The sequence below is a fragment of the Massilia sp. IC2-278 genome (assembly GCF_020708045.1).
In the GTDB taxonomy this organism is placed as follows: domain Bacteria; phylum Pseudomonadota; class Gammaproteobacteria; order Burkholderiales; family Burkholderiaceae_D; genus Telluria.
The window spans coordinates 87,441-113,388 of record NZ_JAJFES010000014.1 but is presented as its reverse complement, the minus strand read 5'-3'; the positions used below and the strand labels follow the sequence as shown (position 1 = coordinate 113,388).

Genomic DNA, 25,948 nt, shown 5'->3' with positions numbered 1-25,948 from the left:
ACGCACGTGAACGACCGCGATGCCGGCCTGGTGCCGCCCGACAGCGCCCTGCCCCCGGGCGCGTCCGAGCCGCCGCTCGAACCCCTGTACGCGCCGCCGAATCCCGAACCCGAGGAAAGCATCCAGCACTCGCTGTTCGGCGAAATCCTGGACTGGATGCTGGCGCCCCTGCTGCTGCTGTGGCCGATGAGCATCGCAATTACTTACCTGGTGGCGAAGTCGATCGCGAACCAGCCTTTTGATCATGCCCTGGAAGACCGGGTCACGGTGCTGGCCCAGCAGGTGCGCGAGGTCGACGGCGCAATCGCCACCCGCCTGCCCGGCAGCGCGCGCGACATCCTGCGCGCCGACGACGTCGACAGCGTCTACTTCCAGATCCTCGACGCCCAGGGCCGGCATGTGGACGGCGACCGCGAGCTGCAGCGCCCGCGCGAGGACGAAGCCGACAAGGACGGCGCGGTCCACTTTCGCGGCGACGCCGTGCACGGCACGCCGGTGCGCGTGGCCTACCTGTATCTGAACCTCGACCCCTTCCACCAGGCCGACGCCGCGGCCAACGACGGCGAACCGGCCGCGCGCAAGGCCCTGGTGCAGGTGGCCGAAACCCTGGATAAACGCGCCCTGCTGGCCAACGAGATCATCAAAGGGGTGATCCTGCCCCAGTTCATCATCCTGCCGGTGATCCTGGCCCTGGTCTGGTTTGCCCTGTCGCGCGGGCTGTCGCCGCTGGCCGAGCTGCAGGAGCGCATCCGCGCGCGCTCCTCGGACGACCTCTCGCCCATCGACTCGCGCCAGGTGCCCGAAGAAATTTCTCCGCTCGTCGGCTCGCTGAACGACATGCTGGGCCGCCTGGCCCAGACCATCGACATGCAGAAGCGCTTCATTGCCGACGCCGCGCACCAGATGAAGACGCCGCTGGCCGGCATGCGCATGCAGTCCGAGCTGGCGCTGCGCCAGGTGGATCCGGGCGAAATCCACCGTTCGCTGGAACAATTGGCAAAGAGTTCGGAGTCGGCGACACGCCTGGTGAACCAGCTGCTGGCCCTGGCGCGCGCGGAAAACCAGCCGCATGCCGGCCTCGCCTTCGAGGAAATCGAGCTCGGCGCGCTGGCGGTGAGCGTGGTGCAGGACTGGGTCCAGGCCTCGTTCGCCCATGACATCGACCTCGGCTACGAGCCCCACGACGAAGCGGTGGTCATTGCCGGCAACGCCATGATGCTGCGCGAACTGCTGTCGAACCTGATCGACAATGCCCTGCGGTATACGCCAGCCGGCGGCAGCGTCACGGTGCGCGTGCGCGGGGGTGGCAGCGGCGAGCACGCGCTGTTGGAAGTCGAGGACACCGGCCCCGGCATCGCCCCCGCCGAGCGCGCCCACGTGTTCGAGCGCTTCTACCGCATCCTCGGCAACAGCGCCAGCGGCAGCGGCCTGGGCCTGGCGATCGTGCGCGAGATCGCCGGCCAGCACAATGCCGAGGTCGACATCTTCAACAACCCGCGCAGTCTTTCCAAGAAATTCCCGGGCAGCCTGTTCCGGCTGACCTTCCCGCCACCTGCCAGCGATCCCATCGATGCTGCCTGAATCCCTGCCCCCACCGGCTACGCCGCACGATGCCGACCTGCGCCGCCAGCGCCTGCTGCTGGCCGAACGCGCCCTGCACTGGCGCCGCACCCGGCGCCTGACCGCCATCCTGCTGGGCTTGTGGCTGCTCACCGGCTTTTGCACCGTGTATTTTGCGCGCGAGCTGGCGCACATCACCGTGTTCGGCTGGCCGCTGTCGTTCTACATGGCGGCGCAGGGCGCGTCCCTGGTCTGCCTGGCCATCATCGGCTTCTACGCCTGGCGCATGCGCCAGCTCGACGCCGCCTACGCGAACGCGCTGGATTCGACGCAAAACCAGGCGCCGGAGGGAGCGCCTTGAGCGCCCCGGGCAGCAACAAGCGCTACTTCCGGCGCCTGTCCGGCTATTACGCCTGGTTCTGCGTCTGCTTCGCCGGTTTCCTGCTGGCCTTGACGGTGCTGGAAAAGGAAGGCATGCCGCGCCTGTGGATCGGCCACCTGTTCATGTTCGCCACCATCGTGCTGTACGCCACCATCGGCGTGGTCAGCCGCACCTCGAACGTGACCGAATACTACGTGGCCGGGCGCCGCGTGCCGGCCCTGTTCAACGGCATGGCCACCGCCGCCGACTGGATCTCGGCGGCCAGCTTCATCAGCCTGGCCGGCGGCCTGTACCTGTATGGCTTCGACGCCCTGGCCTACATCATGGGCTGGACCGGCGGCTATTGCCTGGTGGCCCTGCTAATCGCGCCGTATCTGCGCAAGTTCGGCCAGTACACGATTCCCGACTACCTGGCGGCGCGCTACGGCGGCGGCGCGGGCGGACGCGGCGGGCCGGTGCGCGCGCTGGCCGTGGGCGCGACCATCATCGTCTCCTTCATCTACGTGGTGGCGCAAATCTATGCGGTGGGGCTGATCGCCTCGCGCTTTACCGGCGTCGATTTCTCGGTGGGGATTTTCCTGGGACTGGCCAGCATCCTGGTCTGTTCCTTCCTGGGCGGCATGCGCGGCATTACCTGGACCCAGGTGGCGCAGTACATCATCATCCTGGTCGCCTTCCTGATTCCGACCATGTGGCTGTCGGCCAAGCATGCCGACAATCCCTTGCCGCAGGTGGCCTACGGCTCGGTGCTGCCGAAGCTGGCCCAGCGCGAAGCGCAACTGGCGGCCGACCCGCGCGAGGAAGCGGTGCGCGCCCAGTTCCGGCGCCAGGCCGAAGACTACGGCGCCCGCCTGGCGGCCCTGCCGGGGTCCTGGGAAGGGGGCCGGCTGGAAGCCCAGCGCCGCCTCGACACCGCGCGCCTGCGCAACGCCTCGCTGGGCGAGGTGCGCAATGCCGAGCGCGCCCTGGCGGCCTACCCGAAGACCGTGGACGATGCCGACGCCCTGTGGCGCGCACAGCGGGCGCGCCTGCTGGCGCGGGCCCAGCCACCGGAAGCGCATGCCGCGCCCTTCCCCGGCGCCACCGAGGCCGAATCGAATGCGCGCCGCAACAACTTCCTGGCCCTGGTGTTCTGTTTGATGTTCGGCACCGCCGCCCTGCCCCACATCTTGATGCGGTCCTACACCACGCCCTCGGTGCACGCGGCGCGCGGCTCGGTGTTCTGGACCCTGTTCTTCATTTTGCTGATCTACCTGAGCATCCCGGCGCTGGCGGTGCTGGCCAAATACGACATTTATACGAGCCTGGTAGGCAGCGACTTCCGCTCGCTGCCGACCTGGATTTCCTACTGGGCGAATGTCGACAAGATCAATCCCTTGATCAGTGTTACCGACATCAACGGCGACGGCCTGGTGCAACTGGCCGAGATCGCCATCGACGGCGACGTGTTGGTGCTGGCGACGCCGGAAATCGGCGGCCTGCCCTACGTGATTTCGGGCCTGGTGGCGGCCGGCGGCCTGGCTGCCGCCCTCTCTACCGCCGACGGCCTGCTGCTGGCGATCTCGAACGCCCTCTCGCACGACGTGTACTACAAGATCGTCGATCCCGGCGCGTCCACCCAGAAGCGGGTCACGATCTCGAAGCTGCTGCTGCTGGCCGTCGCCTTCATCGCCGCCTATGCCGCCTCGCAGAAGCCGGCCGACATTCTGTCGCTGGTGGGCGCCGCGTTTTCGCTGGCGGCCTCGACCCTGTTCGCGCCGCTGGTGCTGGGCGTGTTCTGGAAGCGCGCCAACCACGCCGGAGCGATCGCCGGCATGATCGCCGGTTTTCTCACCTGCCTGTACTACATGCTGCGCACCAATCCGATCCTGGGCGGGCGGATGGATGCGGCCTGGTTCGACATCGCGCCGATGTCGGCCGGGATCTTCGGGGTGCCGGCGGGGATCGCGGCGGTGGTGCTGGTCAGCCTGCTGACGGCGCCGCCCAGCCGCGCCAGCAATGGCCTGGTCGACTATATCCGGGCGCCGGAATAGGCGCGTGGCCGGCCAGGTTATGGCTATGGCGGCGGCTGCGGCAAGAACGCAACACCGCCTCAGTCTACCCAAAAGGCATAGCTTTTCGGCATGCACAAATGTTATTCTTAAGAAACAACTGTTCCGCCTGCGGGCGGCCACTTACCTTCTCAGGAATCAGCATGTCGTTCACCCGAGCTTCACTCTGTCACGCCGTTTTGTTGGCCCTGTCGCTGTGCGCCGGCCCCGTAGCCCAGGCACAGGCCCAGGCTAGTCCGGCCCTGCCGCCGATCGAACAGTTCTTCTCGCGCCCGGCCTTCAACGGCGGCCTGCTATCGCCGAACGGCCGCTACCTGGCCGCGCGCTCGAGCGCCAAGGGCCAGCGCGACTTCCTGGTGGTGGTCGACCTGCAAACCAACCAGGGCAAGGTGGTTGCCTCGTACAACGATGCCGACATCGGCGCCTTCCAGTGGGTGAATGGCGAACGCCTGATTTTCGACGTCAACGACCGTACCGTCGCCCAGGGCGATGTCGAATACGCGCCGGGCCTGTTTGCCGTGAATGCCGACGGCAGCCAACTGGTGCAGCTGGCCGACCGCGGCGTGCGTTCGCAGACGGGCACGATGACCGGCCGCCGCATCCTGCCCTGGCACACTTACCTGATGCCGGCGCGCGGCGCCCAGGATTCCGAATTCGTGTACGTGCGCAACGTGGTCTGGAAGACCGGCTACAAGCGCAGCCGCGTCAGTTTGCTGCGCCTGAACACGCTCACCGGCCAGGCCCAGGAAGTGAGCCGGCCGAAGCAGGACGTGAGCGGCTGGCTGCTCGACCACAAGGGCGAACCGCGCATCGCCTTTGGCCAGGACGAGGATGTGACGAACATCTTCTACCTCGACCCGGCCAGCAAGGAATGGCGCAAGCTGACCAGTTTCAAGTCCTACGGCGACAACCCGGACGACATCACGCCGCTGGCCTTCGGCCCGGACGGCAAACTGTACGTGGCCGCGCGCAACGGCAAGGACACCAGCGCCGTGTACACCTTCGACATCGCCAGCGGCAAGCTGGCAAGCGAACCGGTGCTGAATGCGGCCGGCTACGATTTCGACGGCGACATCCTGACCAGCCGCGACAAGGTGCTGGGCATGCACTTCACCACCGATGCCGAGTCGGTCGAGTGGATCGATCCCGAGATGAAGGCGGTGCAGGACAGCGTCGACAAGCTGCTGCCGGCCACCGTCAACCTGGTGTCGCCGCCGCCCCAGCACACCACCACGCCATGGGTGCTGGTGCGCGCCTATTCGGATGCGATTCCATCGACTTATTTCCTGTACAACCGCGAAACCAAGTTGCTGAACAAGGTCGGCGAAACCTTCCCCGGCGTCGATCCGAAGCAGATGGGCCGCCAGCAGGCGCTGCGCTACAAGGCGCGCGACGGCCTCGAGATTCCGGCGCTGCTGACGCTGCCGCCGGGCGGCAAGAAGAGCGGCCTGCCGCTGGTGGTGCTGGTGCACGGCGGCCCCTGGGTGCGCGGCAGCTCGTGGGGCTGGAGTCCGCATACCCAGTTCCTGGCCTCGCGCGGCTATGCGGTGCTGGAGCCTGAATTCCGCGGCAGCCTGGGTTACGGTTCGGCCCACTACAAGGCCAGCTTCAAGCAATGGGGCCTGGCCATGCAGAACGACGTTGCCGACGGCGTGCGCTGGGCGGTCGACAAGGGCCTGGTCGATCCGAAGCGCGTCTGCATCGCCGGCGCCAGCTATGGCGGCTATGCCACCCTGATGGGCCTGATCAACGATCCGGACATGTACAAGTGCGGCGTCGACTGGGTCGGCGTGACCGACATCAACCTGATGTACGGCAGCGCGAACCATACCAGCGACATGCCGGACGAATGGAAACGCTATGGCATGCCGGAAATGATCGGCGACCAGGTCAAGGACGCGGCCCAGCTGAAGGCGACCTCGCCGATCGAGCAGGCGGCGCGCATCAAGCAGCCGCTGCTGCTGGCCTACGGCGGCGCCGACGTGCGCGTGCCGATCGACCACGGCACCAAGTTCTATTCGGCGGTCAAGCGCACCAACCCGAACGTCGAATGGGTCGAGTACCCGGACGAGGGCCACGGTTTCTACCTGCCGAAGAACAGCATCGATTTCTGGAGCCGTGTCGAGAAGTTCCTCGACAAAAACATCGGCAAGGGCGCAGCCTTGTAAGCGCATCGACGGCGGCGCCCTGCCATCACCCGAAGGAGGTCCTATGTCATCTGGCAAGATCCTCGTAGCACAGGGAGGCGGTCCGACCGCCGTCATCAACCAGTCCATGGTCGGCGTCGCGCTCGAAGCGCGCCGCTTCCAGGGCGTCACCCGCGTCTACGGCGCCCTGCATGGCGTGCGCGGCATCGTGGACGAGGACTTCCTCGACCTGACCCAGGAAACCAGCCACAACCTGGAGCTGGTGGCCGCCACGCCGTCCTCGGCGCTGGGCTCGACGCGCGACAAGCCCGACGCCGCCTACTGCGCGCGCATCTTCGAAACATTGCGCGCGCACCAGATCGAACACTTCTTCTACATCGGCGGCAACGATTCAGCCGACACGGTGCGCATCGTCAGCCAGGAGGCGCACCAGGCCGGCTATCCGCTGCGCTGCATCCATATTCCGAAAACCATCGACAACGACCTGGCCGGCAGCGACCACACGCCCGGCTTTCCGTCGGCGGCGCGCTTCGTGGCCCAGGCCTTTGCCGGCGCCAATCTCGACAATGCCGCCCTGCCCGGGGTCTATGTCGGCGTGGTGATGGGGCGCCATGCCGGCTTCCTCACCGCGGCAGCCAGCCTGGGCAAGAAGTTCCCCGACGACGGCCCGCACCTGATCTACCTGCCCGAGCGCGTGTTCGACCTGGAACGCTTCCTGGCCGACGTCAAGGCGATGTATGAACGCCACGGGCGCTGCGTGATCGCGGTCTCGGAAGGCATCCACGATGCTTCCGGCGAACCGGTCGCCACCCTGCTGGCGAGGGAAATCGAGCGCGACCAGCACGGTAACGTGCAACTCTCGGGCAGCGGCGCCCTGGCCGATCTGCTGTGCGACGAAATCAAGGCGAAACTCGGCATCAAGCGCGTGCGCGGCGATACCTTCGGCTACCTGCAGCGCTCCTTCATCGGCTGCGTGTCCAACGTCGACCAGCGCGAGGCGCGCGAAGTCGGCGAAAAGGCGGTGCAGTTCGCCTTCTGGGGCGAGCGCGACGGCTCGGTGGCCATCCGCCGCACCGGTTTTTATTCGGTCGACTACGAACTGCTGCCGCTGGACGCCGTGGCCGGCAAGACGCGCACCATGGAAGACGAATTCATCAGCGAGAGCGGCACCGACGTGACCGACGCCTTCCGCCTCTACCTGCGCCCGCTGCTGGGTTCAGGCATGCCGGACGCCTTCCGCCTGCGCGGCGCACGGGTGCCGAAGGTGCTGGGACGCTGAATACCGGATGTGCCGTGGGAATTGGTGAGCTTTTCGGCTTGCCCAACTGCTATGCTCCTGGCACAAATGGCCGCGCACGCGGCCGATAACGATAACGACCTGAACGGAACATCCATGCTTTCACGCCCTCTCCCGGGCCGGCTCGCCAGTACGCTGGCGCTGACCCTGTGTGTCGCCGCGCCGCTGTACGCCGCACCTGACGCCGCATCCACTGCCGCCCCCACCGCCTCATCCACCGCATCGGCGCTGCCGCCGATCGAACGCTTCTTCATCAATCCGGTGCTGGCCGGCGCCAAGCTGTCGCCGAGCGCGCGCTACCTGGCGGCGGTATCCAGCGCGCCCGGACGGCGCGACATCCTGGTGGTGATCGACCTGCAGGCCAATAGCGCCAAGCCGGTGGCCGGCTACAAGGATGCCGACATCCTCGACTTCGAATGGGTCAACGACGGCCGCCTGCTCTTCAACGTGACCGACCGCCAGGTGGCGCCGGGCGGCGCCTACATGGCGGCCGGGCTGTATGCGGTCGACAAGGACGGCGCCAACCTGCGCCAGCTGGCCAATCGCCGCGGCAACGCCATCGAGTCGACCGGGACCCTCATCGCGAGCAAGGTGCTGCCCTGGCATACCTTCATGATGGACGAGCGCGGCGCCCAGGATTCCGCCTTTGTCTACGTCCAGAGCGTCGAGTACGAGGAAGACAGCTACGAAATCCGCACCGTGAATCTGCTGAAGCTGAACACCCTCACCGGCGCCACCCAGAGCGTGCAGCGGCCGGCCAGGGTCACCGGCTGGATGCTCGACCACAAGGGCGAGCCGCGCCTGGCCTCGGGCAGCGACAAAGGCATGACCACCATCTGGTACCGCGACCCCGCCACGGGCGCCTGGCGCGTGCTGAGCACCTTCGACACCTACAAGGGCGGCAAGGATGCCTTCGAGCCGCTCGGCTTCGGCAGCGACGGCACCCTGTACGCGGTGGCCCACGGCGGCAAGGACACCACCAGTGTCTTCACCGTCGACACCGCCACCGGCAAGCTGGGCGCCGAGCCGCTCGTGGTCACGCCCGGCTACGACTTCTCGGGTTCGCTCGTCAGCAGCGGCGACAAGCTGCTCGGCATCCGGCTGCGCACCGATGCCGTTACCACGGTCTGGCTCGACGCGCCGATGCAGGCGGTGCAGCAAAAGCTCGACGAAGCCCTGCCCGGCACGATCAATTTGATGTCCTTCCCTTCCGGGAACCACGCCGAATGGGCGCTGGTGCGCTCGTATTCCGACAAGACGCCGCCCTTTTATCACCTGTACAACGTCCGGACCGGCAAGCTGAACCTGGTCGGCCAGGCTTATCCGGGCATCGACCCGGCGCGCATGGGCCGCCAGGACGCGGTGCGCTACAAGGCGCGCGACGGCATGGAGATTCCCGCGCTGCTGACCCTGCCGGCAAATGGCGCAAAGAATGCGCCGCTGGTGGTGCTGGTGCATGGCGGGCCGTATGTGCACGGCAACCACTGGGGCTGGGACCCGGAAACCCAGTTCCTGGCCTCGCGCGGCTACGCGGTGCTGGAGCCGGACTTCCGCGGCAGCACCGGCTACGGCGACAAGCACTTCCGCGCCGGCTGGAAGCAATGGGGCCTGAAGATGCAGGACGACATCGCCGACGGCGCCCGCTGGGCCGTGGCGCAGGGCTACGCCGATCCGAAGCGCATCTGCATCGCAGGCGCCAGCTATGGCGGCTACGCCACCCTGATGGGGCTGGTGAACGACCCCGACCTGTACAAGTGCGGCGTCAGCTGGGTCGGCGTTACCGACATCAACCTGCTCTACGACGGCCACTGGAGCTTCACCTCGGACATGACCGCGCAGTGGAAGCAGTACGGCATGCCCGACCTGATCGGCGACCAGGTCAAGGACGCGGCGCAGTTGAAGGCGACCTCGCCGATCCAGCAGGCGGCGCGCATCAAGGCGCCGCTGCTGCTGGCCTACGGCGGCGTCGACCGCCGCGTGCCGATGTTCCACGGCCGCAAATTCCTCGACGCGGTGAAGCCGAACAACACGCAGGTCGAGTGGCTCGAGTACCAGGACGAAGGGCACGGCTGGAGCCTGCCGGCGAACCGGGTCGATTTCTGGGGACGGGTCGAGAAGTTCCTGGACCGGAATATCGGCAGCGGGGCGAAATAACCGATCAGCTTGATCATGTACGGTGGACGGCGTAGCCATTCACCGTACGAGGACAATAAAAAAGGCGCTCCTCGGAGCGCCTTTTTGCTGAGCTGCAGACCAGCTTATACCACCACGGTCTGCGCCTGGCCTTCTTCGCGCGCACGGATTTCGCCGATGCGGTACACGGTCTCGCCAGCCGCCTGCAGCTGGGCCATGGCCGCATCCGCATTTTCCTTGGCCACGATCACGGTCATGCCGATGCCGCAGTTGAACACGCGGTGCATCTCGGCATCCGCCACGCCGCCGTGCTGCTGCAGCCACTGGAACAGCGGCGGCATGGTCCATGACTTGGCGTCGAGCACTGCGGTCAGGTTGTCCGCCAGCACGCGCGGGATGTTCTCGACCAGGCCGCCGCCGGTGATGTGCACCAGGCCCTTCACTTCCATCGCCGCCATCAGTGCCAGCAGCGGCTTCACGTAGAGTCGGGTTGGCGCCATCAGCACGTCAGCCAGCTTGCGCCCGTGGAAATCGGCTTCCAGGTCCGGCTTGGCTACCTGGATGATCTTGCGCACCAGCGAGTAGCCGTTCGAGTGGATGCCCGACGACGCCAGGCCCAGCACCACGTCGCCCGGCACGATCTTGCTGCCGTCGATGATCTGCGATTTTTCCACCGCGCCGACGGCAAAGCCGGCCAGGTCGTATTCGCCGTCCGGGTACATGCCCGGCATTTCCGCGGTCTCGCCGCCCAGCAGGGCGCAGCCCGATTCTTCGCAACCCTTGGCGATGCCCGAGACCACGGCGGTGGCGGTGGCCACGTCGAGCTTGCCGCATGCAAAATAGTCGAGGAAGAACAGCGGCTCGGCGCCCTGCACCAGGATGTCGTTCACGCTCATGGCCACCAAATCGATGCCGACCGTGTCGTGGCGGTTCAGCTCGAAGGCGAGCTTCAGCTTGGTGCCGACGCCGTCGGTACCCGAGACCAGGACCGGTTCCTTGAACTTCTTGCTGATCTCGAACAGACCGCCGAAGCCGCCGATGCCGCCGAGCACGCCTTCGCGCATGGTGCGCTTGGCAAGGGGTTTGATCGCTTCGACCAGGGCATCGCCGGCGTCGATATCGACACCCGCGTCGCGGTAAGACAGAGAAACATTAGATGGTTGGCTCATGGTATTTAGCAGCGGAGGCGGTAAAATAGAAGGCGTAGACCTGTTTCTGGTCAATTCGCTATTCTAGCAAAACGGGCTGGCCCCAACCGCTAAACCGCCGCTAAACCGAGATAACAACAAAAACATGCCATTCTTTTCGCCAACTGGAGAACAATCAGCCGAGCTTGTGGCGGCGCTCCGGTCGGGTATGGGCGGCGGCACGGACTTCGTTCGATGTTCCACCATGCATGCGGTGAGACAGCGTGGGCACAGGTGCCTTTCGTGGCCCGGCCCACCCTACGAAACCCACACCATCATGCACGATCATTCCCGCATGAGGCCGACACCATGAAACAGCTGGTGCTCGATCTCGGCGCCGAAGCGCCGGCGCAGAGCCTCGATACCTTCCAGGTCGGGGCGAATGCGGAACTCACGCACCTGATGCACCAGTTCGCGCAGCGCGCGTCGCGCGAGCATTTCGCCTACCTGTGGGGCGACACCGGCGCCGGCAAGACCCATTTGCTGCAGGGCCTGGCGGCCACGCCGGCCTCGCGCTACATCGCCGCCGACGCGCCGAGCGAAGAATTTGTGTTTACGCCGGAGATCACGCTCTACCTGCTGGACGACTGCAACCTGCTCTCGCCGCAAGCCCAGATCGACGCCTTTGCCCTGTTCAACCAGATCCGCGAACACGGCGCCTACATGGTCTCCACCGGCCCGGTGCCACCGGCCGTGCTGCCGGTGCGCGAAGACCTGCGCACGCGCATGGGCTGGGGCCTGATCTACCTGATCCACGGCTTGTCCGACGACGAGAAGATCGCCGCCCTCACGCAAGCTGCCGAGGCGCGCGGTTTGACGCTGTCGGCCAGCGTGTTACCCTATTTGCTGTCCCATTTCAAGCGCGACATGCGCTCCCTGGCGACGATGCTGGACGCCCTCGACCAGTATTCGCTCGAAACCCAGCGCCCCGTCACGCTGCCGCTGCTGCGCGACTTGCTGCTCCAGGGAACCCCGCAGCCGGAATCCAAAGAATGAAAAACCTTGCGCTGTTTGACCTCGACCACACCCTGCTGCCGATCGACTCGGATTACGAGTGGGGCCAGTTCCTGGTACGGATCGGGGCCGTCGACGCGCTCGAATACAAGCGCCGCAACGACGACTTTTTTGCCCAGTACCAGGCCGGCGTGCTCGACCCCGTGGAGTACCTGGAATTCGCCCTCGGCACCCTGGCGCGCTATCCGCGCACCGAGCTCGACGCCATGCACGCCCGGTACATGGAGGAAGTGATCGTTCCGGCGATCCGCCCGCAGGCGCGCGCCCTGGTGCAGCGCCACCTCGACGCCGGTGACCTGGTGGCCATCATCACCGCCACCAACCACTACATCACGGCGCCGATCGCCAGGGCCTTCGGCGTGGAGCACCACATCGCCGCCATGCCCGCGCTGGACGCCGCTGGCCGCCTGACCGGCAAGCTGGCCGGCACCCCGACCTCGGGGCCGGGCAAGGTCACGCACATGCACGCCTGGCTGGAAGGCCTGGGCCGTCAGTTCGCCTCCTTCGAGCGCAGCTGGTTCTACAGCGACTCGCACAACGATATTCCACTATTATCCGTAGTGTCGGACCCGGTTGCGACCAACCCCAACGCGGCGCTCGCCCAACACGCACACGCCAACGGCTGGCCACTACTTCATCTTTTCAATGATTAAAAAATTCATCCGTAAAATCCTTGGCGTGAAAGACGGGCGCAACCCTACCGAACCGGTGACCCTCGGCGTCGAGCAGCACGGCATCGACCTCAAACTGCTGTCGCCAAACGCGATCCGCCTGACGCAAACCCTGCAGGAAGCCGGCTTCAAGGCCTTCGTGGTCGGCGGCGCCGTGCGCGACCTGCTGCTGGGCGTGAAGCCGAAAGACTTCGACATCGCCACCGACGCCACGCCCGAGCAAGTGAAAAAACTGTTCCGCCGCGCCTTCATCATCGGCCGCCGCTTCCAGATCGTGCACGTGATGTTCGGCCAGGAGCTGCTGGAAGTGACCACCTTCCGCGGCGCCGGCAGCGCCAACGCGCCGAAGGACGAGCACGGCCGCGTCCTGCGCGACAATAACTTCGGTCCCCAGCACGAGGATGCCGCGCGCCGCGACTTCACCATCAACGCGATGTACTACGATCCGGCCACGCAGACCGTGCTGGACTACCACGGCGGCATCGAGGACATCCGCGACAAGACCCTGCGCATCATCGGCGTGCCCGAAGCGCGCTACCGCGAAGACCCGGTGCGCATGCTGCGCGTGGTGCGGTTTGCCGCGAAACTCGGCTTCACGATCGAGCCGACCACGCGCGCGCCGATCCCGGTGATGGCGCCGCTGATCGACAACGTGCCGGCCGCGCGCGTGTTCGACGAAATGCTGAAACTCCTGCTCTCGGGCCACGCGCTGGCCTGCCTGAAGGAGCTGCGTTCGGCCGGCCTGCACCACGGCCTCCTGCCCCTGCTCGACGTGGTGCTGGAGCAGCCGATCGGCATGAAGTTCGTGACCCTGGCGCTGGAGTCGACCGATGGCCGCGTGAAAGCCGGCAAAGGCGTCTCGCCGGGCTTCCTGTTCGCTTCGCTGCTGTGGCACCAGGTGCTGGAAAAGTGGACCGCCTACCGCGCCGCTGGCGAGTCGCCGATTCCCGCCCTGCACCTGGCCGCCGACGACGTGCTGGAAACCCAGACCGAGAACCTGGCCCTGCAGCGCCGCATCGCCACCGACATGCGCGACATCTGGGCCATGCAGCCGCGCTTCGAGCGCCGCCAGGGCAAGGCGCCTTATAAACTGCTGGAGAACCCGCGCTTCCGCGCCGGCTACGACTTCCTGCTGCTGCGCTGCGCCTCGGGCGAACTCGATGCCGAGATCGGCGAATGGTGGACCGCCTTCTACGAAGCCGAATCTGGCGAGCGCGAACGCCTGCTGACCCAGGCGAATGCGCGCCCGGCCGCCGGCGAAAAGAAAAAGCGCGCACCGCGCCGTGGCCCGCGCCACCGCAACGCCGAAGGCACCGCCGCCGCTGCAGCCGGCTCGGGCGGCGCCGAGGAATGATCGCCTACGTCGGCATCGGCGCCAACCTGGGCGATGCGCGCGCCAACGTGCGCGACGCCCTGGCGCGCCTGGATGCGTATCCGGGCTGCCGTTTGCATGCCGCCTCCGGCTGCTGGCGCACCGCGCCGATCGATTCCTCGGGCGACGACTACATCAATGCGGTGGCCGCCGTCGATACCGGTCTCGATGCGCACGCCCTGCTGGCGGCGCTGATGGACATCGAACAGGCACACGGCCGCGAGCGCCCCTACCGCAACGCGCCGCGCACGCTGGACCTGGATTTGCTGCTGGTTGGCGATGCCGTGGTCGATACCCCCACCCTCACCGTGCCGCATCCGCGCATGCATGAGCGCGCCTTCGTGCTGGCGCCGCTGCTGGAAATCGCTCCCGACATCGCCATTCCCGGCCGCGGCCGCGCCGCCGATTTCCTGCCTGGCGTGGCCGGCCAGGCCATCGCCAGACTGGACTAGCGCATGCAGATTCCCGTTTTCTTCCAGACCGCGGGCCTCCTGGTCTTGTCGAACATCTTCATGACCTTTGCCTGGTACGGGCACCTGAAGAGCCTGAACAACCGCGCCTGGTACATCGCCGCATTGATCAGCTGGGGCATCGCCCTGTTCGAATACCTGCTGCAGGTGCCGGCCAACCGCATCGGCGCCACGCAATACAGCCTGGCCCAGTTGAAGATCATGCAGGAAGCGATCACGCTGACCGTGTTCGTGCCGTTCGCGATGTTCTACATGAACCAGCCGTTCAAGCTCGACTACGTATGGGCGGCGCTGTGCCTGGTGGGCGCGGTGTATTTCATTTTCCGTAGCTGAAGCGCTGGGGAAACCGGCGGCTCCGGCAGGATTTTGTAGACGGCATTACACTACGCCGTTGATTATTTCGTATTTCAAAGGATGACCATGAGCGCTTATTTGCAAGGCAAGGAAATGACTGGCGGCGACACCCCACCACCATCCAGGCCGGCGCGCAAACCCGTCACGATTCCCGCCCTGCACGCCATGCGCGCGGCGGGCACCAAGATCGCCATGCTGACCTGCTACGACGCCAGCTTCGCCTCGTTGATGGACCGCTGCGGCGTCGATATCCTGCTGATCGGCGATTCGCTGGGCATGGTCTGCGCCGGCCACTCGTCGACGCTGCCGGTGACCCTGGCCGACATGGTCTACCACACGGCGTCTGTCGTACGCGGCAACAAGAATGCCCTGATCGTCTCCGACCTGCCATTTGCCAGCTACGCCACCAAGGAAATCGCCTTCGAGAGCGCCGCCGCCCTGATGCGCGCCGGCGCCCAGATGGTGAAGATCGAGGGCGGCGCCTGGCTCGCCGAGACGGTTGCTTTCCTGGCCGAACGCGGCATCCCGGTCTGCGCCCACATCGGCCTGACCCCGCAGTTCGTGCACCAGCTGGGCGGCTTCAAGGTGCAGGGCAAGACCAGTGAAGGCGCCGAGCGCCTGAAGAACGATGCGCTGGCCCTGCAGGCGGCCGGCGCGGCCATCGTGCTGCTGGAAGCGGTGCCGTCGGCGCTGGGCAAGGAAGTCACGGAATCGCTGCAGGTGCCGACCATCGGCATCGGCGCCGGCCCCGACACCTCGGGCCAGGTGCTCGTCATGCACGACATGCTGGGCGTCTTCCCAGGCCACAAGGCGCGTTTCGTGAAAAACTTCATGGACGGCCAGACCAGCATCGACGGCGCCGTGCAAGCCTATGTGGCGGCGGTGCAGGACGGCAGCTTCCCGGCGCCGGAACACTGCTTCTGACAGGAAGAGCGATGGACAGCGGCTCGCATACTCGCCTGTTCCTCGCCCTGTGGCCGGACCCTGCGGTCCGGCATGCGCTGCGCGAGCGGCGCGACCTCTGGGACTGGCCGCGCGGCGCCAGTCCGGTTCACCCGGATAAACTCCACGTCACGCTGCACTTCCTCGGCAGCGTGCCGGGAGAACGCGTGCCGGATCTGCGGCGCGGGTTTGCCGTTCCCTTTACTCCTTTCGAATTGACGCTGGGTGTGCCCAAGCTCTGGCACAACGGCATTGCCGTGCTCGAACCCTCCAGCGAACCGCCCGAGCTGCTGGAACTGCACGCCCAGCTGTCGAACGCCCTCGTTGCCCTCGGCCTGCAGCCGGAAGCGCGCAAGTACCGGCCGCACGTGACGTTTGCACGGCGCGCCAGCGGCGTCGCACTGCCGCCCGAAGCGCCGCCGCTGGTGTGGAAAGTCGATGGCTATGCGCTGGTCGAATCGCAGCCGGACAATGGCGGCGTGTACCAGGTGCTGGAAACCTATTCTTGAAGCCTACTACGGAGCGCCGCGCTACCCGGATGGTGTTACCGGAAGCTGTTGACCGGGCGGCGCCATGTTAGCCGGCATCGACGTATCGGCTGGATTGCTCGGTCTCTTCCTGGCATTGCCGTTGCTTGCCATGACGCGCAGCCGGCCCGCGAATGGCTGGCTGGGCTTGTTCATCCTGTCGATCTCGCTGCTGTCGCTGGCCTTTCCGGTGTACGCGCGGTTTCCGCAACTGTTCGGCCTGTTCGACTGGCCGCTTGCAGGTGTCGGCGCATTCTTCTACTGCTATGTGCGCAGCCTGACTGGCCTCGGTAATGCTCGCCGCCAGCGTTGGCATTTCCTGCCCCTTGCCCTGCTGGTATGCGCCCTGGCGTATGGGCGCTCCCGGTTATCCGGCATCGACCTGCTGCGCTTGCTGCTGGATGGATCGCGGCCTTTGTTCAACATGCTGCTACTGGGTTTTCAGATGCTGGCCGGCGCTTATGCCCTTGCGGCGCTGTACCGGCTCAGGCAATACCGTCAGCGCTTGCGCGTACATTATTCCTCGATTGATCGCCGTGAATTGCATTGGCTTTCCTGGCTCAGCCTGAGTTTTATTACATTGCTGATCCTGTGGTTCCCGGCCAACCTGGTTGGCGGGTACTGGCAACTGCTGCTGATTCTGGGCCGTCTGGTTACCCTGTACTTCGTCGGCTGGTTCGGGCTACGCCAGACTGCCGTCTTCACGTCGCGGATCGGCGCAGGCGAAGCAGATAAATCCGTCCCTGAAAACGCCACCGGCGCTGACAAAGTTCCGGTTGCACCGCCCGTCGAGCCGGCATCGCCCGCCGAGCCCTCGTCATCCGGTGCTGCCGATGCGCTGGCATCCCATAAATATGCGCGCTCCGGCATGACCAACGCGGCAAGCGCGTTAATCGGCCGGCGCCTGGAACGCTGGGTAGCGGATGCGCGCGGTTACCTCAATCCCGATATCCGGCTGACCGACCTGGCCGAATGCATCGGCACATCGCCCCAGCTGGTGTCCCAGTATCTCAACGACGTACTGGGCTTGAGTTTTTTCGATTACATCAACGGCTTGCGTGTCGCCGCCATCCAGGAAATGATGCGCGACCGCGCCAACGACACGCGTACATTGCTTGAACTGGCATTTGCAGCGGGCTTCAGCAGCAAATCCACGTTCAATGCATCTTTCAAGAAAATCAGTGGCTTAGCGCCGTCCAGCTGGCGCAGCCAGCATGCCAGGACGTCCGCGCCGATCGGCTAGGGCGTTTTTCCTGCCTTGACGGACCAGACTGGCGGCTGGCCGTTTTCCATGGAACGGCTGTGTACTCTGCCGCGACGCGCTCGCGCCGGTCGCGGCAGGTTTTCTTTTCTCACGCCACTTCTATGAAAAAAAACTACGTCATTTTATCGTTGCTCATCCTGGCTGGCCTGGAGGCGCCGTCCGCCGCTGCCCAGGACAAGGTCATCGCACCGTCCATGGTGACGATCAAGGGAGGCGAATTCATGATGGGAAGCCTTGCCAATCCCAAGGACCCTGACTTTCCCATTTCCGAGCCGATGCATCCGGTCAGGATCACATCCTTCCGGCTGTCCAGGTACGAAACCACGGTCGGGCAGTTTCGCCAGTTTGTCGAGGCGACCGGCTACCAGGCCACTGGCGACTGCTGGAAACTCGCCGCCAACGATTGGGGCATGGAAGTGGGCAAGACCGGTTGGGATGCACCTGTCAACGCGCCTACCGATTATCACCCCGTCCTGTGCGTGAGCTGGAACGACGCCCAGGCTTACCTTGCATGGCTGTCGAAGCAAACCGGAAAACACTACCGCTTGCCCAGCGAGGCGGAATGGGAATATGCCGCGCGCGCCGGCGGCAAGGGCCGTTATCCGTTCGGCGACGATCCTGCCGCCTTGTGCAAGTACGGCAATGTGTTCGATCGCAGCGGCAAGGCGGCGATCGCGCGCCTGACCGGCAAGACCCGGGAGGAAATCCATTGTGACGACGGTGCGGAATTGACCACGGTGGTGGGCATGTACGCACCGAACGCGTTCGGCCTGCACGACATGCTGGGCAACGTGGGGGAATTCGTCGAGGACTGCCAGCATCTGAATTACGAAGGTGCGCCAGGCGATGGATCGGCCTGGACGAATGCCTGCCCGGCATGGCACGGATCGGCCATGGTGATCCACCGCGGCGGCAGCTACAACAATGCGGCGGTCGGCGTCAGCCCGACGTATCGCGGACATGCAGGCAAGGACAATCGCAGCAGCGTCGGTGAAGGCTTCCGCATCGCCGAAACGATAGCGGGCGACGTCGATCAACGCGCGGGTAAAAGGAACATGGCGAAGAAAACGGCGGAGAAAACGGTGGCCCCGACCGCATTCGAAACAGGCTTGGCAGCCGCACAAACGGCTGAACGCGCACGACGTTCCGCGTCGGCGGTCAAGCCGCAATAGTTGAGTTCGGAAATACGGGGATTTGGCAGGGCTTCGCACGCGATTTCCTGCCAATATAAAGTTAAGCCACGCTGATTCAGGGCCTACGTAGTTTCCGCAGTTGGTGCGCCAGAGCACATTACTAGCACATCCGTTTCGCCATGCCAATTGACTTTCTTGTCATTTTGCACTACAATTGGCAACAATTAACAACAATTGTCGTCAATACGACTTTCTGCTGCACCGTATTTCCCACCCGTGGGAAATCACTCCAGGGCCTTGCGCCCACACCTGTAATCGTTTGACGCAGTTTTCTCGTCAACACTCCCGGCGTCGCACTTTGCGCAGCGCCTTGCGTGCTTAAAAGTCCTGAACCCCAGCCTCTTTTGACACGCGTACGACACCCTTGAACGGCATTTGCTCCGGCAATGCGTGTCTCGCCCCTTTCCGTCGCCTGCGCGCTCGTGCGCTCGTGCGCCTTGCATCGACGACGGCTCGGGTCCATTCATTCCTTTGGCGGGTATGGCTGCAGGGTTTTGCCCAAGCGCCCATTCGCCAAATCGAAGGAGAACCACAACGTGGCAAAACAAATCATCATCGACCATGTCTTCAAGGTCTACGGCGACGAGCCCCAAGCGGCGCTGGAACTGGTCCGCCAGGGTGCCGGCAAGCAGGACATCCTCGCCAGTACCGGCTGCACCATCGGCGTGTTCGACGCCACCTTCACCATCGAGGCCGGCGAAATCTTCGTCATCATGGGCCTGTCCGGTTCCGGCAAGTCGACGATGGTGCGCATGCTCAACCGCCTGGTCGAGCCGACCGCCGGCCGCATCCTGGTCGACGGCGACGACATCAATACCCTGCCCGACGCGCAACTGCGCGCCCTGCGCCGCAAGGACATCAGCATGGTGTTCCAGTCGTTCGCGCTGCTGCCGCATATCACCGTGCTCGACAACACCGCGTTCGGCATGGAGCTGGCCGGCATTCCGAAGGCCGAGCGCCATGCGCAGGCGCTGCAGGCGCTGGAACAGGTCGGCCTCGCGGGCTATGCCGCCAGCTATCCCGATGAACTCTCGGGCGGCATGCAGCAGCGCGTGGGCTTGGCCCGTGCGCTGGCGTCCGACCCGTCGATCCTGCTGATGGACGAAGCGTTTTCCGCGCTCGACCCGATCATGCGCACGGACATGCAGTCCGAGCTGCTGCGCCTGCAGCAGATCAAGCGCCGCACCATCGTCTTCATTTCGCACGATCTCGACGAAGCCATGCGCATCGGCGACCGCATCGCCATCATGAAGGACGGGCACGTGGTGCAGGTCGGCACGCCGGAGGAAATCCTGCGCCAGCCTGCCAACGACTACGTGCGCAACTTCGTGCGCGGCGTCGATGCGGCGGCCGTCTTCAAGGCCGGCGACATCGCCCGCAAGAGCCAGATCGTGGTGTCGGAGTCGCCCACCCGCGGTTCGCGCGCGGCGCTGTCGATGCTGGAAGAACAGGACCGGGCCTATGCCTATGTCGTGAGCCCGAAGCGCGAATTCCTCGGCGTGGTATCGGCCGATTCCCTGCGCAGCGCGCTCGACGGCCATACCGGCCCGCTGGGCCTGGCGCATGCCTTCTTGCCGGACGTGCAGACCATCAACTCGGACGAACCCGTCGCCGGCTTGTTCGGCCAGGTGGCGCAGCAGCCGTACGCGGTGCCGGTGGTGGCCAACGATGGCAGCTTCCGCGGCGCCATCAGCAAGACGACCTTGCTGAAGTTCCTCGACCGCGATACGCCGGCCGTTCCTGAAATCCAGACACAGAAAGGACAAGCATGAATTCGAGTACTGTCAGCGCTGCGCAAGCGGCAGTAGAAGGGGTCGCAGCACCGGCCATCGCCCCGGTCAGCGCACCGGTCGCCGAGCAGGCCGCCCAGGTCAACCCATGGCTGCCGGCGCCGCCGTCCGACACCTCCTGGCTCGACGCGGTGCCGCCCTCGGCCACGCCCGAACACGCAGCCGGCATCGACGTCACGCACATCCTCGATGGCTCGCTGCCGCTGCAATCCTGGATCAACGAAGGCCTGGGCTGGGTGGTCGCCCATTTCCGCCCCTTCTTCCAGGCCGTGCGCGCGCCGATCGACGCCACGCTGAATGCGTTCAGCCATCTGCTGCTGGCCGCGCCTTCGCTGGTGGTGATCGCCATCATCGGCCTGCTGGCCTGGCAGTTCACCAGCCGCGCGCTGGCCGCCGGCACCGTGGTGTCCCTGCTGCTGGTGTCGGTGCTGGGCGTCTGGCCGGAAGCGATGGTCACCCTGTCGCTGGTGCTGACTTCGCTCGCTTTCTGCCTGGCGCTCGGCTTGCCGCTGGGGATCTTCCTGGCCAGCAGCGACCGCGCGCAAGCCATCCTGCGCCCGCTGCTCGACGCCATGCAGACCACGCCGGCTTTCGTGTATCTGGTGCCGGTGGTCATGCTGTTCGGTATCGGCAATGCGCCTGGCGTGATCGTCACCATCATCTTCGCCCTGCCGCCGCTGGTGCGCCTGACCAATCTCGGCATCCGCCAGGTCCGTCCCGACCTGATCGAAGCGGCGCGCGCCTATGGCGCCTCGCCGTGGCAGCTGCTCACCCGCGTGCAATTCCCGCTGGCGATGCCGTCGATCATGGCCGGTATCAACCAGTCGCTGATGCTGTCGCTGTCGATGGTGGTGATCGCCTCGATGATCGCGGTCGGCGGGCTGGGCCAGATGGTGCTGCGCGGTATTGGCCGCCTGGACATGGGCATGGCCACCGTGGGCGGCCTCGGCATCGTGCTGCTGGCCATCATGCTGGATCGCCTGACGCAATCCATGGGCCAGGCGCGCCGCGGCGTGCGCCACTGGTACCAGACCGGACCGGCCGGCGTCATCCTGCGCCTGGTGCGGGGCAGCCAGGCACGCGGCGATGCCGCCGCGGCCGCACCCGTTCGCTCGATGCGCACCCAATAAAAGAAAGGATTTCGATGCATCAACTCGCAAACTTCAAAGACACAGTCAAGACGAAGCGCCGCTTCCAGTGGTTCTCGGCCATGGCGCTTGCCGCCCTCACCCTCACCACGAGCCTGGCCATGGCGCAAACGCCGGCTGCCGAGCTGCCCGGCAAGGGCATCCAGGTACAGGCGCTGCAAGGCTCGGTTGCCGAGGAAACCTTCCAGACCATGCTGGTGAACCGCGCCCTGGAAAAGCTGGGCTACGAGACCCAGCCGATCAAGGAAGTCGCCTATCCTACCGCCCACGTCGCCGTGGGTAATGGCGATGCGACTTTCCTCGCGGTCCACTGGGACCCGCTGCACCAGGATTACTACGATAACGCCGGCGGCGATGCCAAGCTGCTGCGCACCGGCGCCTACGCTGGCCCGGCCGCGCAGGGCTACCTGATCGACAAGGCAACGGCCGAGAAATACAACATCACGAACATCGAGCAGCTGCGCGACCCGGGCCTGGCCAAGCTGTTCGACCATGACGGCGACGGCAAGGCGGACCTGACCGGCTGCGATCCGGGCTGGGGCTGCGAAGCCATGATCGAGCACCACATGGACGCCTACAAACTGCGCGCGACCGTCAAGCACGTGCAGGGCAGCTATGCCGCGCTGATCGCCGACACGATCGGCCGTTACCAGCGTGGCGAACCCATCCTGTACTACACCTGGACGCCCTACTGGGTGAGCGGCGTGCTGGTGCCGGGCAAGGATGTGGTGTGGCTGCAGGTGCCGTTCTCGGCCAATCCGCGCAAGGAAAATACCCGCCTGGACGATGGCAGCGACTACGGCTTTTCGGTGAACACCACGCGTATCGTCGTGAACCGTGCCTGGGCCGAGAAGAACCCGGCCGCCGTCAAGCTGTTCCAGGTCATGCGCTTGCCGATTGCCGACATCAATGCGCAGAACGAGCGCATGCGCACCGGCGAAAACTCGCAGGACGATATCGCGCGCCACACAGCAGGCTGGATCAAGTTCCACCAGCAATTGTTCGACAGCTGGATCGCCCAGGCGCTGGCGGCGGCCAAGCCCTGATCCCGGGCTGTCAGGACACGAAACGCACGGCCTTCGGCCCGGGCTAGCGCCATGCTTCCCCGGGCCGGGCTTTCCTGCGCTGGAGCCGCCGGTCCAGCACGAGGAAGAGGACGAAGGTCAGCAAGCACATGCTGAAGTTGAATATGCGTAGCGAATTGCCATGGGCTGTTGCCGTCGCCAGGAAGGCAAGGCCGCCGGGAACAGGCGCAACGCCGTGTCCGGTCACAACGCCAGGACTCAACAACGCCGACGCAAGCAGGTTCAGCACGGTGCGCCATGGCAGCGTCGTTTTCCGCAACCAGGCATGCCACAGCCCGGCGTAAATGGCGCTTGAGATGGCAAGCCAGACGCACACCAATGCCGCATTGAATACGTAGATCATATGATTCCTGATTAGTTACCAACGTGCAGGATTCATTGTATCGACACTAGCCGCGGCAGAGCAGCCGCGTCAATCGACCGCATGAAGCGCATGAGCGGCATGTGGTGTGAGGACAAGATCAAACCAGCAACATCAGGTGCTCGCGCTCCCAGGAACTGATCACGCGGCTGAAGGTGGCGAACTCGAGTTCCTTGACTTCGCAGAATGCCTGCACGAAGCGCTCCCCCAGCATGCTTGAGAGCGCCCCGCAACCGCGCAGGCGCAAAATCGCGTCTTCCAGGTTGCGCGGCAAATCGTCGTGCACCTGCTCGGCGCTGTCCGGCGTCGGCTCGGACGGCATCAATCCCTCGACCATGCCCAGGTAACCGCAGCTGAGCGTGGCCGCCATCGCCAGGTAGGGATTGACGTCGACGCCCGGCACGCGGTTCTCCACGCGGCGGTTCTCGGGCGCGGAATTCGGCACGCGGATGCCGCAGGTGCGGTTGTCGTAGCCCCAGTGCACATTCGTCGGCGCCGACTGGAAGCGCGACAGGCGGCGGTAGGAATTCACGTGCGGCGCAAACAGCAGCAGTGCCGGCGGCACGTATTTCTCCAGGCCGCCGATGAAATGGAAGAACACATCGCTCGGGCCACCATCGTCATTGCTGAAAATATTCCGGCCGCTCGCCATCTCGACCACGCTCTGGTGCACGTGCATGGCGCTGCCCGGCTCGGTTTCCATGGGTTTCGCCATGAAGGTGGCAAAGATGCCGTGCCGTAGCGCCGTCTCGCGCACGGCGCGCTTGAACAGGAACACCCGGTCGGCCAGTTCCAGCGCATCGCCATGGGTGAAATTGATTTCCATCTGACCGGCCCCGGCTTCGTGGATCAGGGTTTCCACGCCGAGCGCATGGGTCTTGCAGAAGCTCGACAGTTCCAGGAAGAAGGGATCAAAGTCGTTGACGGCGTCGATCGAATAGGACTGGCGGCCGAGTTCCGCCATGCCGCTGCGGCCCATCGGCGGCATCAGCGGCACGTGCGGATCGGTATTCCGCGCCACCAGGTAAAACTCCATCTCGGGGGCGACTACCGGCTTCCAGCCGCGTTCGGCATATTGAGACAGCACGCGCCGCAGCACGGCACGCGGGGCCAGCTCGACCGGCGTGCCATCGAAGTTCTGGCAATCATGGATGACGAGCGCCACCGGTTCCGAGGCCCAGGGCACGACGCGCAAAGTGGCTTCGTCTGGCACGCAGACCATGTCGGGGTCGGCCGCGCCGACATACGGCAGATTGTTCGGCTGCTCGCCGTTCACGGTATTCAGGAGCACGCTTTTCGGCAGGCGCATGTGCTCGTCTTTCAGGAACAGATCCTTGGGCAGGATCTTGCCACGCGCAATGCCCGTCATGTCCGCGATCACGCATTCCACGTCGAGTATCCCGTGTTCCTGCAAGAACGCGTGCATCGCTTCGCTCATCGCTACTCCCGTGCCACCGGCAAGGCGGCCAATATAGCACCGCCTTCCATGCCGCCGCGCGCGCTCAAAGCCCGATCCAGGTCGTCTTCAGCTCGGTGTACTTGTCAAAGGCGTGCAGCGACTTGTCGCGCCCGTTGCCGGACTGCTTGTAGCCGCCGAAGGGCACGGTGATGTCGTCGTTGTCGTACTGGTTCACGTGGACCGTGCCGGCGCGCAGGGCACGCGACGTGCGGATCGCCTTGCTCATGTTCGACGTCCACACCGCCGCAGCCAGGCCGTAGGGCGTGGCATTCGCCTGGCGCACCGCCTCGTCGAGGTCGGTGAACGACAGCACCGACAGCACCGGCCCGAAGATTTCCTCGCGCGCGATGCGCATGCCGGGGTCGACGCCATCGAACAGGGTCGGCGCAATGTACAGGCCGCCCGACTCGACCCGCGCTGCCTCGCCGCCCGCCAGCAGCCGCGCGCCCTCTTCCTGGCCCGAGGCAATGTAACCGAGCACGGTCTTCATCTGGACGGCATCGACGATCGCGCCCATCACCGTGTCTTCATCGAGCGGGTCGCCCGGCGTGAAGTTCGGCACCAGCGCCAGGGCCTTTTCCAAAAATGCATCCTTGATCGACGCCTCGACAAACAGGCGCGAGGGCGCATTGCAGCTTTCGCCCTGGTTGAAATAGATGGAACCGACCGCGGCGGCCACGGCGGCATCGAGGTCCGGGCAATCGGCGCAGACGATGTTGGCGGATTTGCCGCCGAGCTCGGTCCAGGCGCGCTTCAGGTTCGATTGCCCCGCCATCTGCACGATCTGCTTGCCGGTGCGGGTCGATCCGGTGAACGCGATGCAGTCGACGTCCATGTGCAGGCCCAGCGCCTTTCCTGCTTCCTCGCCATAGCCCGGCAGCACGTTGAACACGCCCGGCGGCACGCCGGCCTCGAGCGCCAGCTCGGCCAGGCGCAGGGCGGTCAGCGGCGCCTTTTCCGACGGCTTCAATACCAGGCTGTTGCCGGCGGCCAGGGCCGGGCCGATCTTCCAGGCCGCCATCAGCATCGGGTAGTTCCAGGGAATGATGGCGGCTACCACGCCGACCGGCTCGCGCGTGACCAGGGCCAGGCTGTCTTCGGGAGTCGGCGCCACCTGGTCGTAGAGCTTGTCGACCGCTTCGCCATACCAGCGGATGCAGTTCTGGGCCAGCTGCACGTCCACGCTGCGGCTGTAGCGGATCGGTTTGCCCATGTCCAGGGTTTCCAGCAAGGCCAGTTCGTCGCGCTGCTCCAGCATCAAATCGGCGAAGCGGACCAATACGCGCTTGCGTTCGGCGGGCGCCTTGCCGGCCCAGCGCCGGTCGTCGAAAGCGGCGCGGGCGCAGGACACGGCCGCGTCAACGTCGGCCAGGTCGCAGCGCGCCACCTCGGCCAGCTTGCGGCCGTCGACCGGCGAGATGCAGTCGAAACGCGTGCCCGAGCGGGCATGCACCCGTTCGCCGCCGATGAAGGCGCGGCCATCGATTTCCAGCGCAGCGGCACGTTCGTGCCATGGTGTTGTTGTCATCCCAGTATTCCTG

At 65.4% G+C, this 25,948-nt stretch carries 22 protein-coding genes; 18 read left to right on the top strand and 4 right to left on the bottom strand.

What is annotated here, in order from left to right; translation table 11 throughout:
- Nucleotides 1–6 precede the first annotated feature (6 nt).
- The 6 genes from LK540_RS20610 (at nucleotide 7) to LK540_RS20585 (ending at nucleotide 9,591) form a co-directional block, all read left to right on the top strand.
- The gene (locus LK540_RS20610) at nucleotides 7–1,581 is read left to right on the top strand and encodes a sensor histidine kinase (protein WP_229439192.1); all 1,575 of its coding nucleotides are present in this window, start codon (nucleotides 7–9) and stop codon (nucleotides 1,579–1,581) included.
- The gene (locus LK540_RS20605; RefSeq protein ID WP_229439191.1) at nucleotides 1,571–1,921 is read left to right on the top strand and encodes a DUF4212 domain-containing protein; all 351 of its coding nucleotides are present in this window, start codon (nucleotides 1,571–1,573) and stop codon (nucleotides 1,919–1,921) included. The genes LK540_RS20610 and LK540_RS20605 overlap by 11 nt, the downstream gene beginning before the upstream one ends.
- Nucleotides 1,918–3,975 carry a VC_2705 family sodium/solute symporter gene (locus tag LK540_RS20600; RefSeq protein WP_229439190.1) on the top strand — a complete coding sequence of 686 codons (2,058 nt, stop codon included), beginning with the start codon at nucleotides 1,918–1,920 and terminating at the stop codon, nucleotides 3,973–3,975. Before LK540_RS20605 ends, LK540_RS20600 begins: the two co-directional genes overlap by 4 nt.
- A 161-nt stretch (nucleotides 3,976–4,136) precedes the next feature.
- On the top strand, nucleotides 4,137–6,161 hold the full coding sequence (locus tag LK540_RS20595; protein ID WP_229439189.1) for an alpha/beta fold hydrolase: 2,025 nt from the start codon (nucleotides 4,137–4,139) through the stop codon (nucleotides 6,159–6,161).
- A gap of 43 nt (nucleotides 6,162–6,204) precedes the next feature.
- Nucleotides 6,205–7,419, top strand: a complete 1,215-nt coding sequence (locus LK540_RS20590) for a 6-phosphofructokinase (protein WP_229439188.1) — start codon at nucleotides 6,205–6,207, stop codon at nucleotides 7,417–7,419.
- 114 nt (nucleotides 7,420–7,533) lie between these two features.
- Nucleotides 7,534–9,591, top strand: coding sequence for a S9 family peptidase (locus LK540_RS20585; protein ID WP_229439187.1), 2,058 nt, complete (start codon nucleotides 7,534–7,536; stop codon nucleotides 9,589–9,591).
- A gap of 104 nt (nucleotides 9,592–9,695) precedes the next feature.
- Here the strand turns inward: LK540_RS20585 and purM are convergent, their stop codons facing one another.
- Nucleotides 9,696–10,739 carry a phosphoribosylformylglycinamidine cyclo-ligase gene (gene purM, locus LK540_RS20580; RefSeq protein ID WP_229439186.1) on the bottom strand — a complete coding sequence of 348 codons (1,044 nt, stop codon included), beginning with the start codon at nucleotides 10,737–10,739 and terminating at the stop codon, nucleotides 9,696–9,698.
- A 327-nt stretch (nucleotides 10,740–11,066) separates the two neighbouring features.
- Between purM and hda the strand changes: the two genes are divergently transcribed.
- The 12 genes from hda (at nucleotide 11,067) to proX (ending at nucleotide 22,548) form a co-directional block, all read left to right on the top strand.
- Nucleotides 11,067–11,753: a DnaA regulatory inactivator Hda gene (hda, locus tag LK540_RS20575; RefSeq protein WP_229439185.1), complete on the top strand. Its 687-nt coding sequence runs from the start codon at nucleotides 11,067–11,069 to the stop codon at nucleotides 11,751–11,753.
- Nucleotides 11,750–12,424, top strand: coding sequence for an HAD family phosphatase (locus LK540_RS20570; RefSeq protein ID WP_229439184.1), 675 nt, complete (start codon nucleotides 11,750–11,752; stop codon nucleotides 12,422–12,424). Before hda ends, LK540_RS20570 begins: the two co-directional genes overlap by 4 nt.
- On the top strand, nucleotides 12,417–13,796 hold the full coding sequence (gene pcnB, locus LK540_RS20565) for a polynucleotide adenylyltransferase PcnB (RefSeq protein WP_229439183.1): 1,380 nt from the start codon (nucleotides 12,417–12,419) through the stop codon (nucleotides 13,794–13,796). The genes LK540_RS20570 and pcnB overlap by 8 nt, the downstream gene beginning before the upstream one ends.
- Nucleotides 13,793–14,266: a 2-amino-4-hydroxy-6-hydroxymethyldihydropteridine diphosphokinase gene (gene folK, locus LK540_RS20560; protein WP_229439182.1), complete on the top strand. Its 474-nt coding sequence runs from the start codon at nucleotides 13,793–13,795 to the stop codon at nucleotides 14,264–14,266. The genes pcnB and folK overlap by 4 nt, the downstream gene beginning before the upstream one ends.
- 3 nt (nucleotides 14,267–14,269) lie before the next feature.
- Complete coding sequence (locus LK540_RS20555) at nucleotides 14,270–14,617, top strand: DMT family protein (RefSeq protein WP_136220979.1); 348 nt, start codon at nucleotides 14,270–14,272, stop codon at nucleotides 14,615–14,617.
- Nucleotides 14,618–14,704: 87 nt separating this feature from the next.
- A complete protein-coding gene (gene panB, locus LK540_RS20550) occupies nucleotides 14,705–15,562 on the top strand; it encodes a 3-methyl-2-oxobutanoate hydroxymethyltransferase (protein WP_374041378.1) in 858 nt (285 codons plus the stop codon).
- 11 nt (nucleotides 15,563–15,573) lie between these two features.
- Entirely contained in the window at nucleotides 15,574–16,089 is a 516-nt protein-coding gene (gene thpR / locus LK540_RS20545; protein WP_229439181.1) for an RNA 2',3'-cyclic phosphodiesterase, read from the top strand.
- A 64-nt stretch (nucleotides 16,090–16,153) separates the two neighbouring features.
- On the top strand, nucleotides 16,154–17,350 hold the full coding sequence (locus tag LK540_RS20540; protein ID WP_229439180.1) for an AraC family transcriptional regulator: 1,197 nt from the start codon (nucleotides 16,154–16,156) through the stop codon (nucleotides 17,348–17,350).
- A gap of 122 nt (nucleotides 17,351–17,472) precedes the next feature.
- Nucleotides 17,473–18,543, top strand: a complete 1,071-nt coding sequence (locus tag LK540_RS20535) for a formylglycine-generating enzyme family protein (RefSeq protein WP_229439179.1) — start codon at nucleotides 17,473–17,475, stop codon at nucleotides 18,541–18,543.
- 557 nt (nucleotides 18,544–19,100) lie between these two features.
- Nucleotides 19,101–20,336 carry a glycine betaine/L-proline ABC transporter ATP-binding protein ProV gene (proV, locus tag LK540_RS20530; protein WP_229439178.1) on the top strand — a complete coding sequence of 412 codons (1,236 nt, stop codon included), beginning with the start codon at nucleotides 19,101–19,103 and terminating at the stop codon, nucleotides 20,334–20,336.
- On the top strand, nucleotides 20,333–21,484 hold the full coding sequence (proW, locus tag LK540_RS20525) for a glycine betaine/L-proline ABC transporter permease ProW (protein WP_229439177.1): 1,152 nt from the start codon (nucleotides 20,333–20,335) through the stop codon (nucleotides 21,482–21,484). The genes proV and proW overlap by 4 nt, the downstream gene beginning before the upstream one ends.
- A 14-nt stretch (nucleotides 21,485–21,498) precedes the next feature.
- Entirely contained in the window at nucleotides 21,499–22,548 is a 1,050-nt protein-coding gene (gene proX / locus LK540_RS20520; RefSeq protein ID WP_229439176.1) for a glycine betaine/L-proline ABC transporter substrate-binding protein ProX, read from the top strand.
- Nucleotides 22,549–22,591: 43 nt separating this feature from the next.
- Here proX and LK540_RS20515 read toward each other — a convergent pair whose 3' ends face one another.
- The 3 genes from LK540_RS20515 to LK540_RS20505 form a co-directional block, all read right to left on the bottom strand.
- Nucleotides 22,592–22,930, bottom strand: coding sequence for a hypothetical protein (locus LK540_RS20515; protein ID WP_229439175.1), 339 nt, complete (start codon nucleotides 22,928–22,930; stop codon nucleotides 22,592–22,594).
- A gap of 118 nt (nucleotides 22,931–23,048) precedes the next feature.
- On the bottom strand, nucleotides 23,049–24,386 hold the full coding sequence (locus LK540_RS20510; protein WP_229439174.1) for a glutamine synthetase family protein: 1,338 nt from the start codon (nucleotides 24,384–24,386) through the stop codon (nucleotides 23,049–23,051).
- A 64-nt stretch (nucleotides 24,387–24,450) separates the two neighbouring features.
- A complete protein-coding gene (locus tag LK540_RS20505) occupies nucleotides 24,451–25,935 on the bottom strand; it encodes an aldehyde dehydrogenase (protein WP_229439173.1) in 1,485 nt (494 codons plus the stop codon).
- Between the last annotated feature and the right edge of the window lie 13 nt (nucleotides 25,936–25,948).

Coding starts and splice junctions, on each gene's coding strand:
- proW (WP_229439177.1), top strand. CDS start 20,333: ATGAATTCGAGTACTGTCAGCGCTGCGCAAGCGGCAGTAGAAGGGGTC.
- LK540_RS20540 (WP_229439180.1), top strand. CDS start 16,154: ATGTTAGCCGGCATCGACGTATCGGCTGGATTGCTCGGTCTCTTCCTG.
- LK540_RS20595 (WP_229439189.1), top strand. CDS start 4,137: ATGTCGTTCACCCGAGCTTCACTCTGTCACGCCGTTTTGTTGGCCCTG.
- pcnB (WP_229439183.1), top strand. CDS start 12,417: ATGATTAAAAAATTCATCCGTAAAATCCTTGGCGTGAAAGACGGGCGC.
- purM (WP_229439186.1), bottom strand. CDS start 10,739: ATGAGCCAACCATCTAATGTTTCTCTGTCTTACCGCGACGCGGGTGTC.
- LK540_RS20590 (WP_229439188.1), top strand. CDS start 6,205: ATGTCATCTGGCAAGATCCTCGTAGCACAGGGAGGCGGTCCGACCGCC.
- LK540_RS20535 (WP_229439179.1), top strand. CDS start 17,473: ATGAAAAAAAACTACGTCATTTTATCGTTGCTCATCCTGGCTGGCCTG.
- thpR (WP_229439181.1), top strand. CDS start 15,574: ATGGACAGCGGCTCGCATACTCGCCTGTTCCTCGCCCTGTGGCCGGAC.
- LK540_RS20585 (WP_229439187.1), top strand. CDS start 7,534: ATGCTTTCACGCCCTCTCCCGGGCCGGCTCGCCAGTACGCTGGCGCTG.
- panB (WP_374041378.1), top strand. CDS start 14,705: ATGAGCGCTTATTTGCAAGGCAAGGAAATGACTGGCGGCGACACCCCA.
- LK540_RS20510 (WP_229439174.1), bottom strand. CDS start 24,386: ATGAGCGAAGCGATGCACGCGTTCTTGCAGGAACACGGGATACTCGAC.
- LK540_RS20605 (WP_229439191.1), top strand. CDS start 1,571: ATGCTGCCTGAATCCCTGCCCCCACCGGCTACGCCGCACGATGCCGAC.
- proX (WP_229439176.1), top strand. CDS start 21,499: ATGCATCAACTCGCAAACTTCAAAGACACAGTCAAGACGAAGCGCCGC.
- LK540_RS20505 (WP_229439173.1), bottom strand. CDS start 25,935: ATGACAACAACACCATGGCACGAACGTGCCGCTGCGCTGGAAATCGAT.
- folK (WP_229439182.1), top strand. CDS start 13,793: ATGATCGCCTACGTCGGCATCGGCGCCAACCTGGGCGATGCGCGCGCC.
- hda (WP_229439185.1), top strand. CDS start 11,067: ATGAAACAGCTGGTGCTCGATCTCGGCGCCGAAGCGCCGGCGCAGAGC.
- LK540_RS20515 (WP_229439175.1), bottom strand. CDS start 22,930: ATGATCTACGTATTCAATGCGGCATTGGTGTGCGTCTGGCTTGCCATC.
- LK540_RS20555 (WP_136220979.1), top strand. CDS start 14,270: ATGCAGATTCCCGTTTTCTTCCAGACCGCGGGCCTCCTGGTCTTGTCG.
- LK540_RS20570 (WP_229439184.1), top strand. CDS start 11,750: ATGAAAAACCTTGCGCTGTTTGACCTCGACCACACCCTGCTGCCGATC.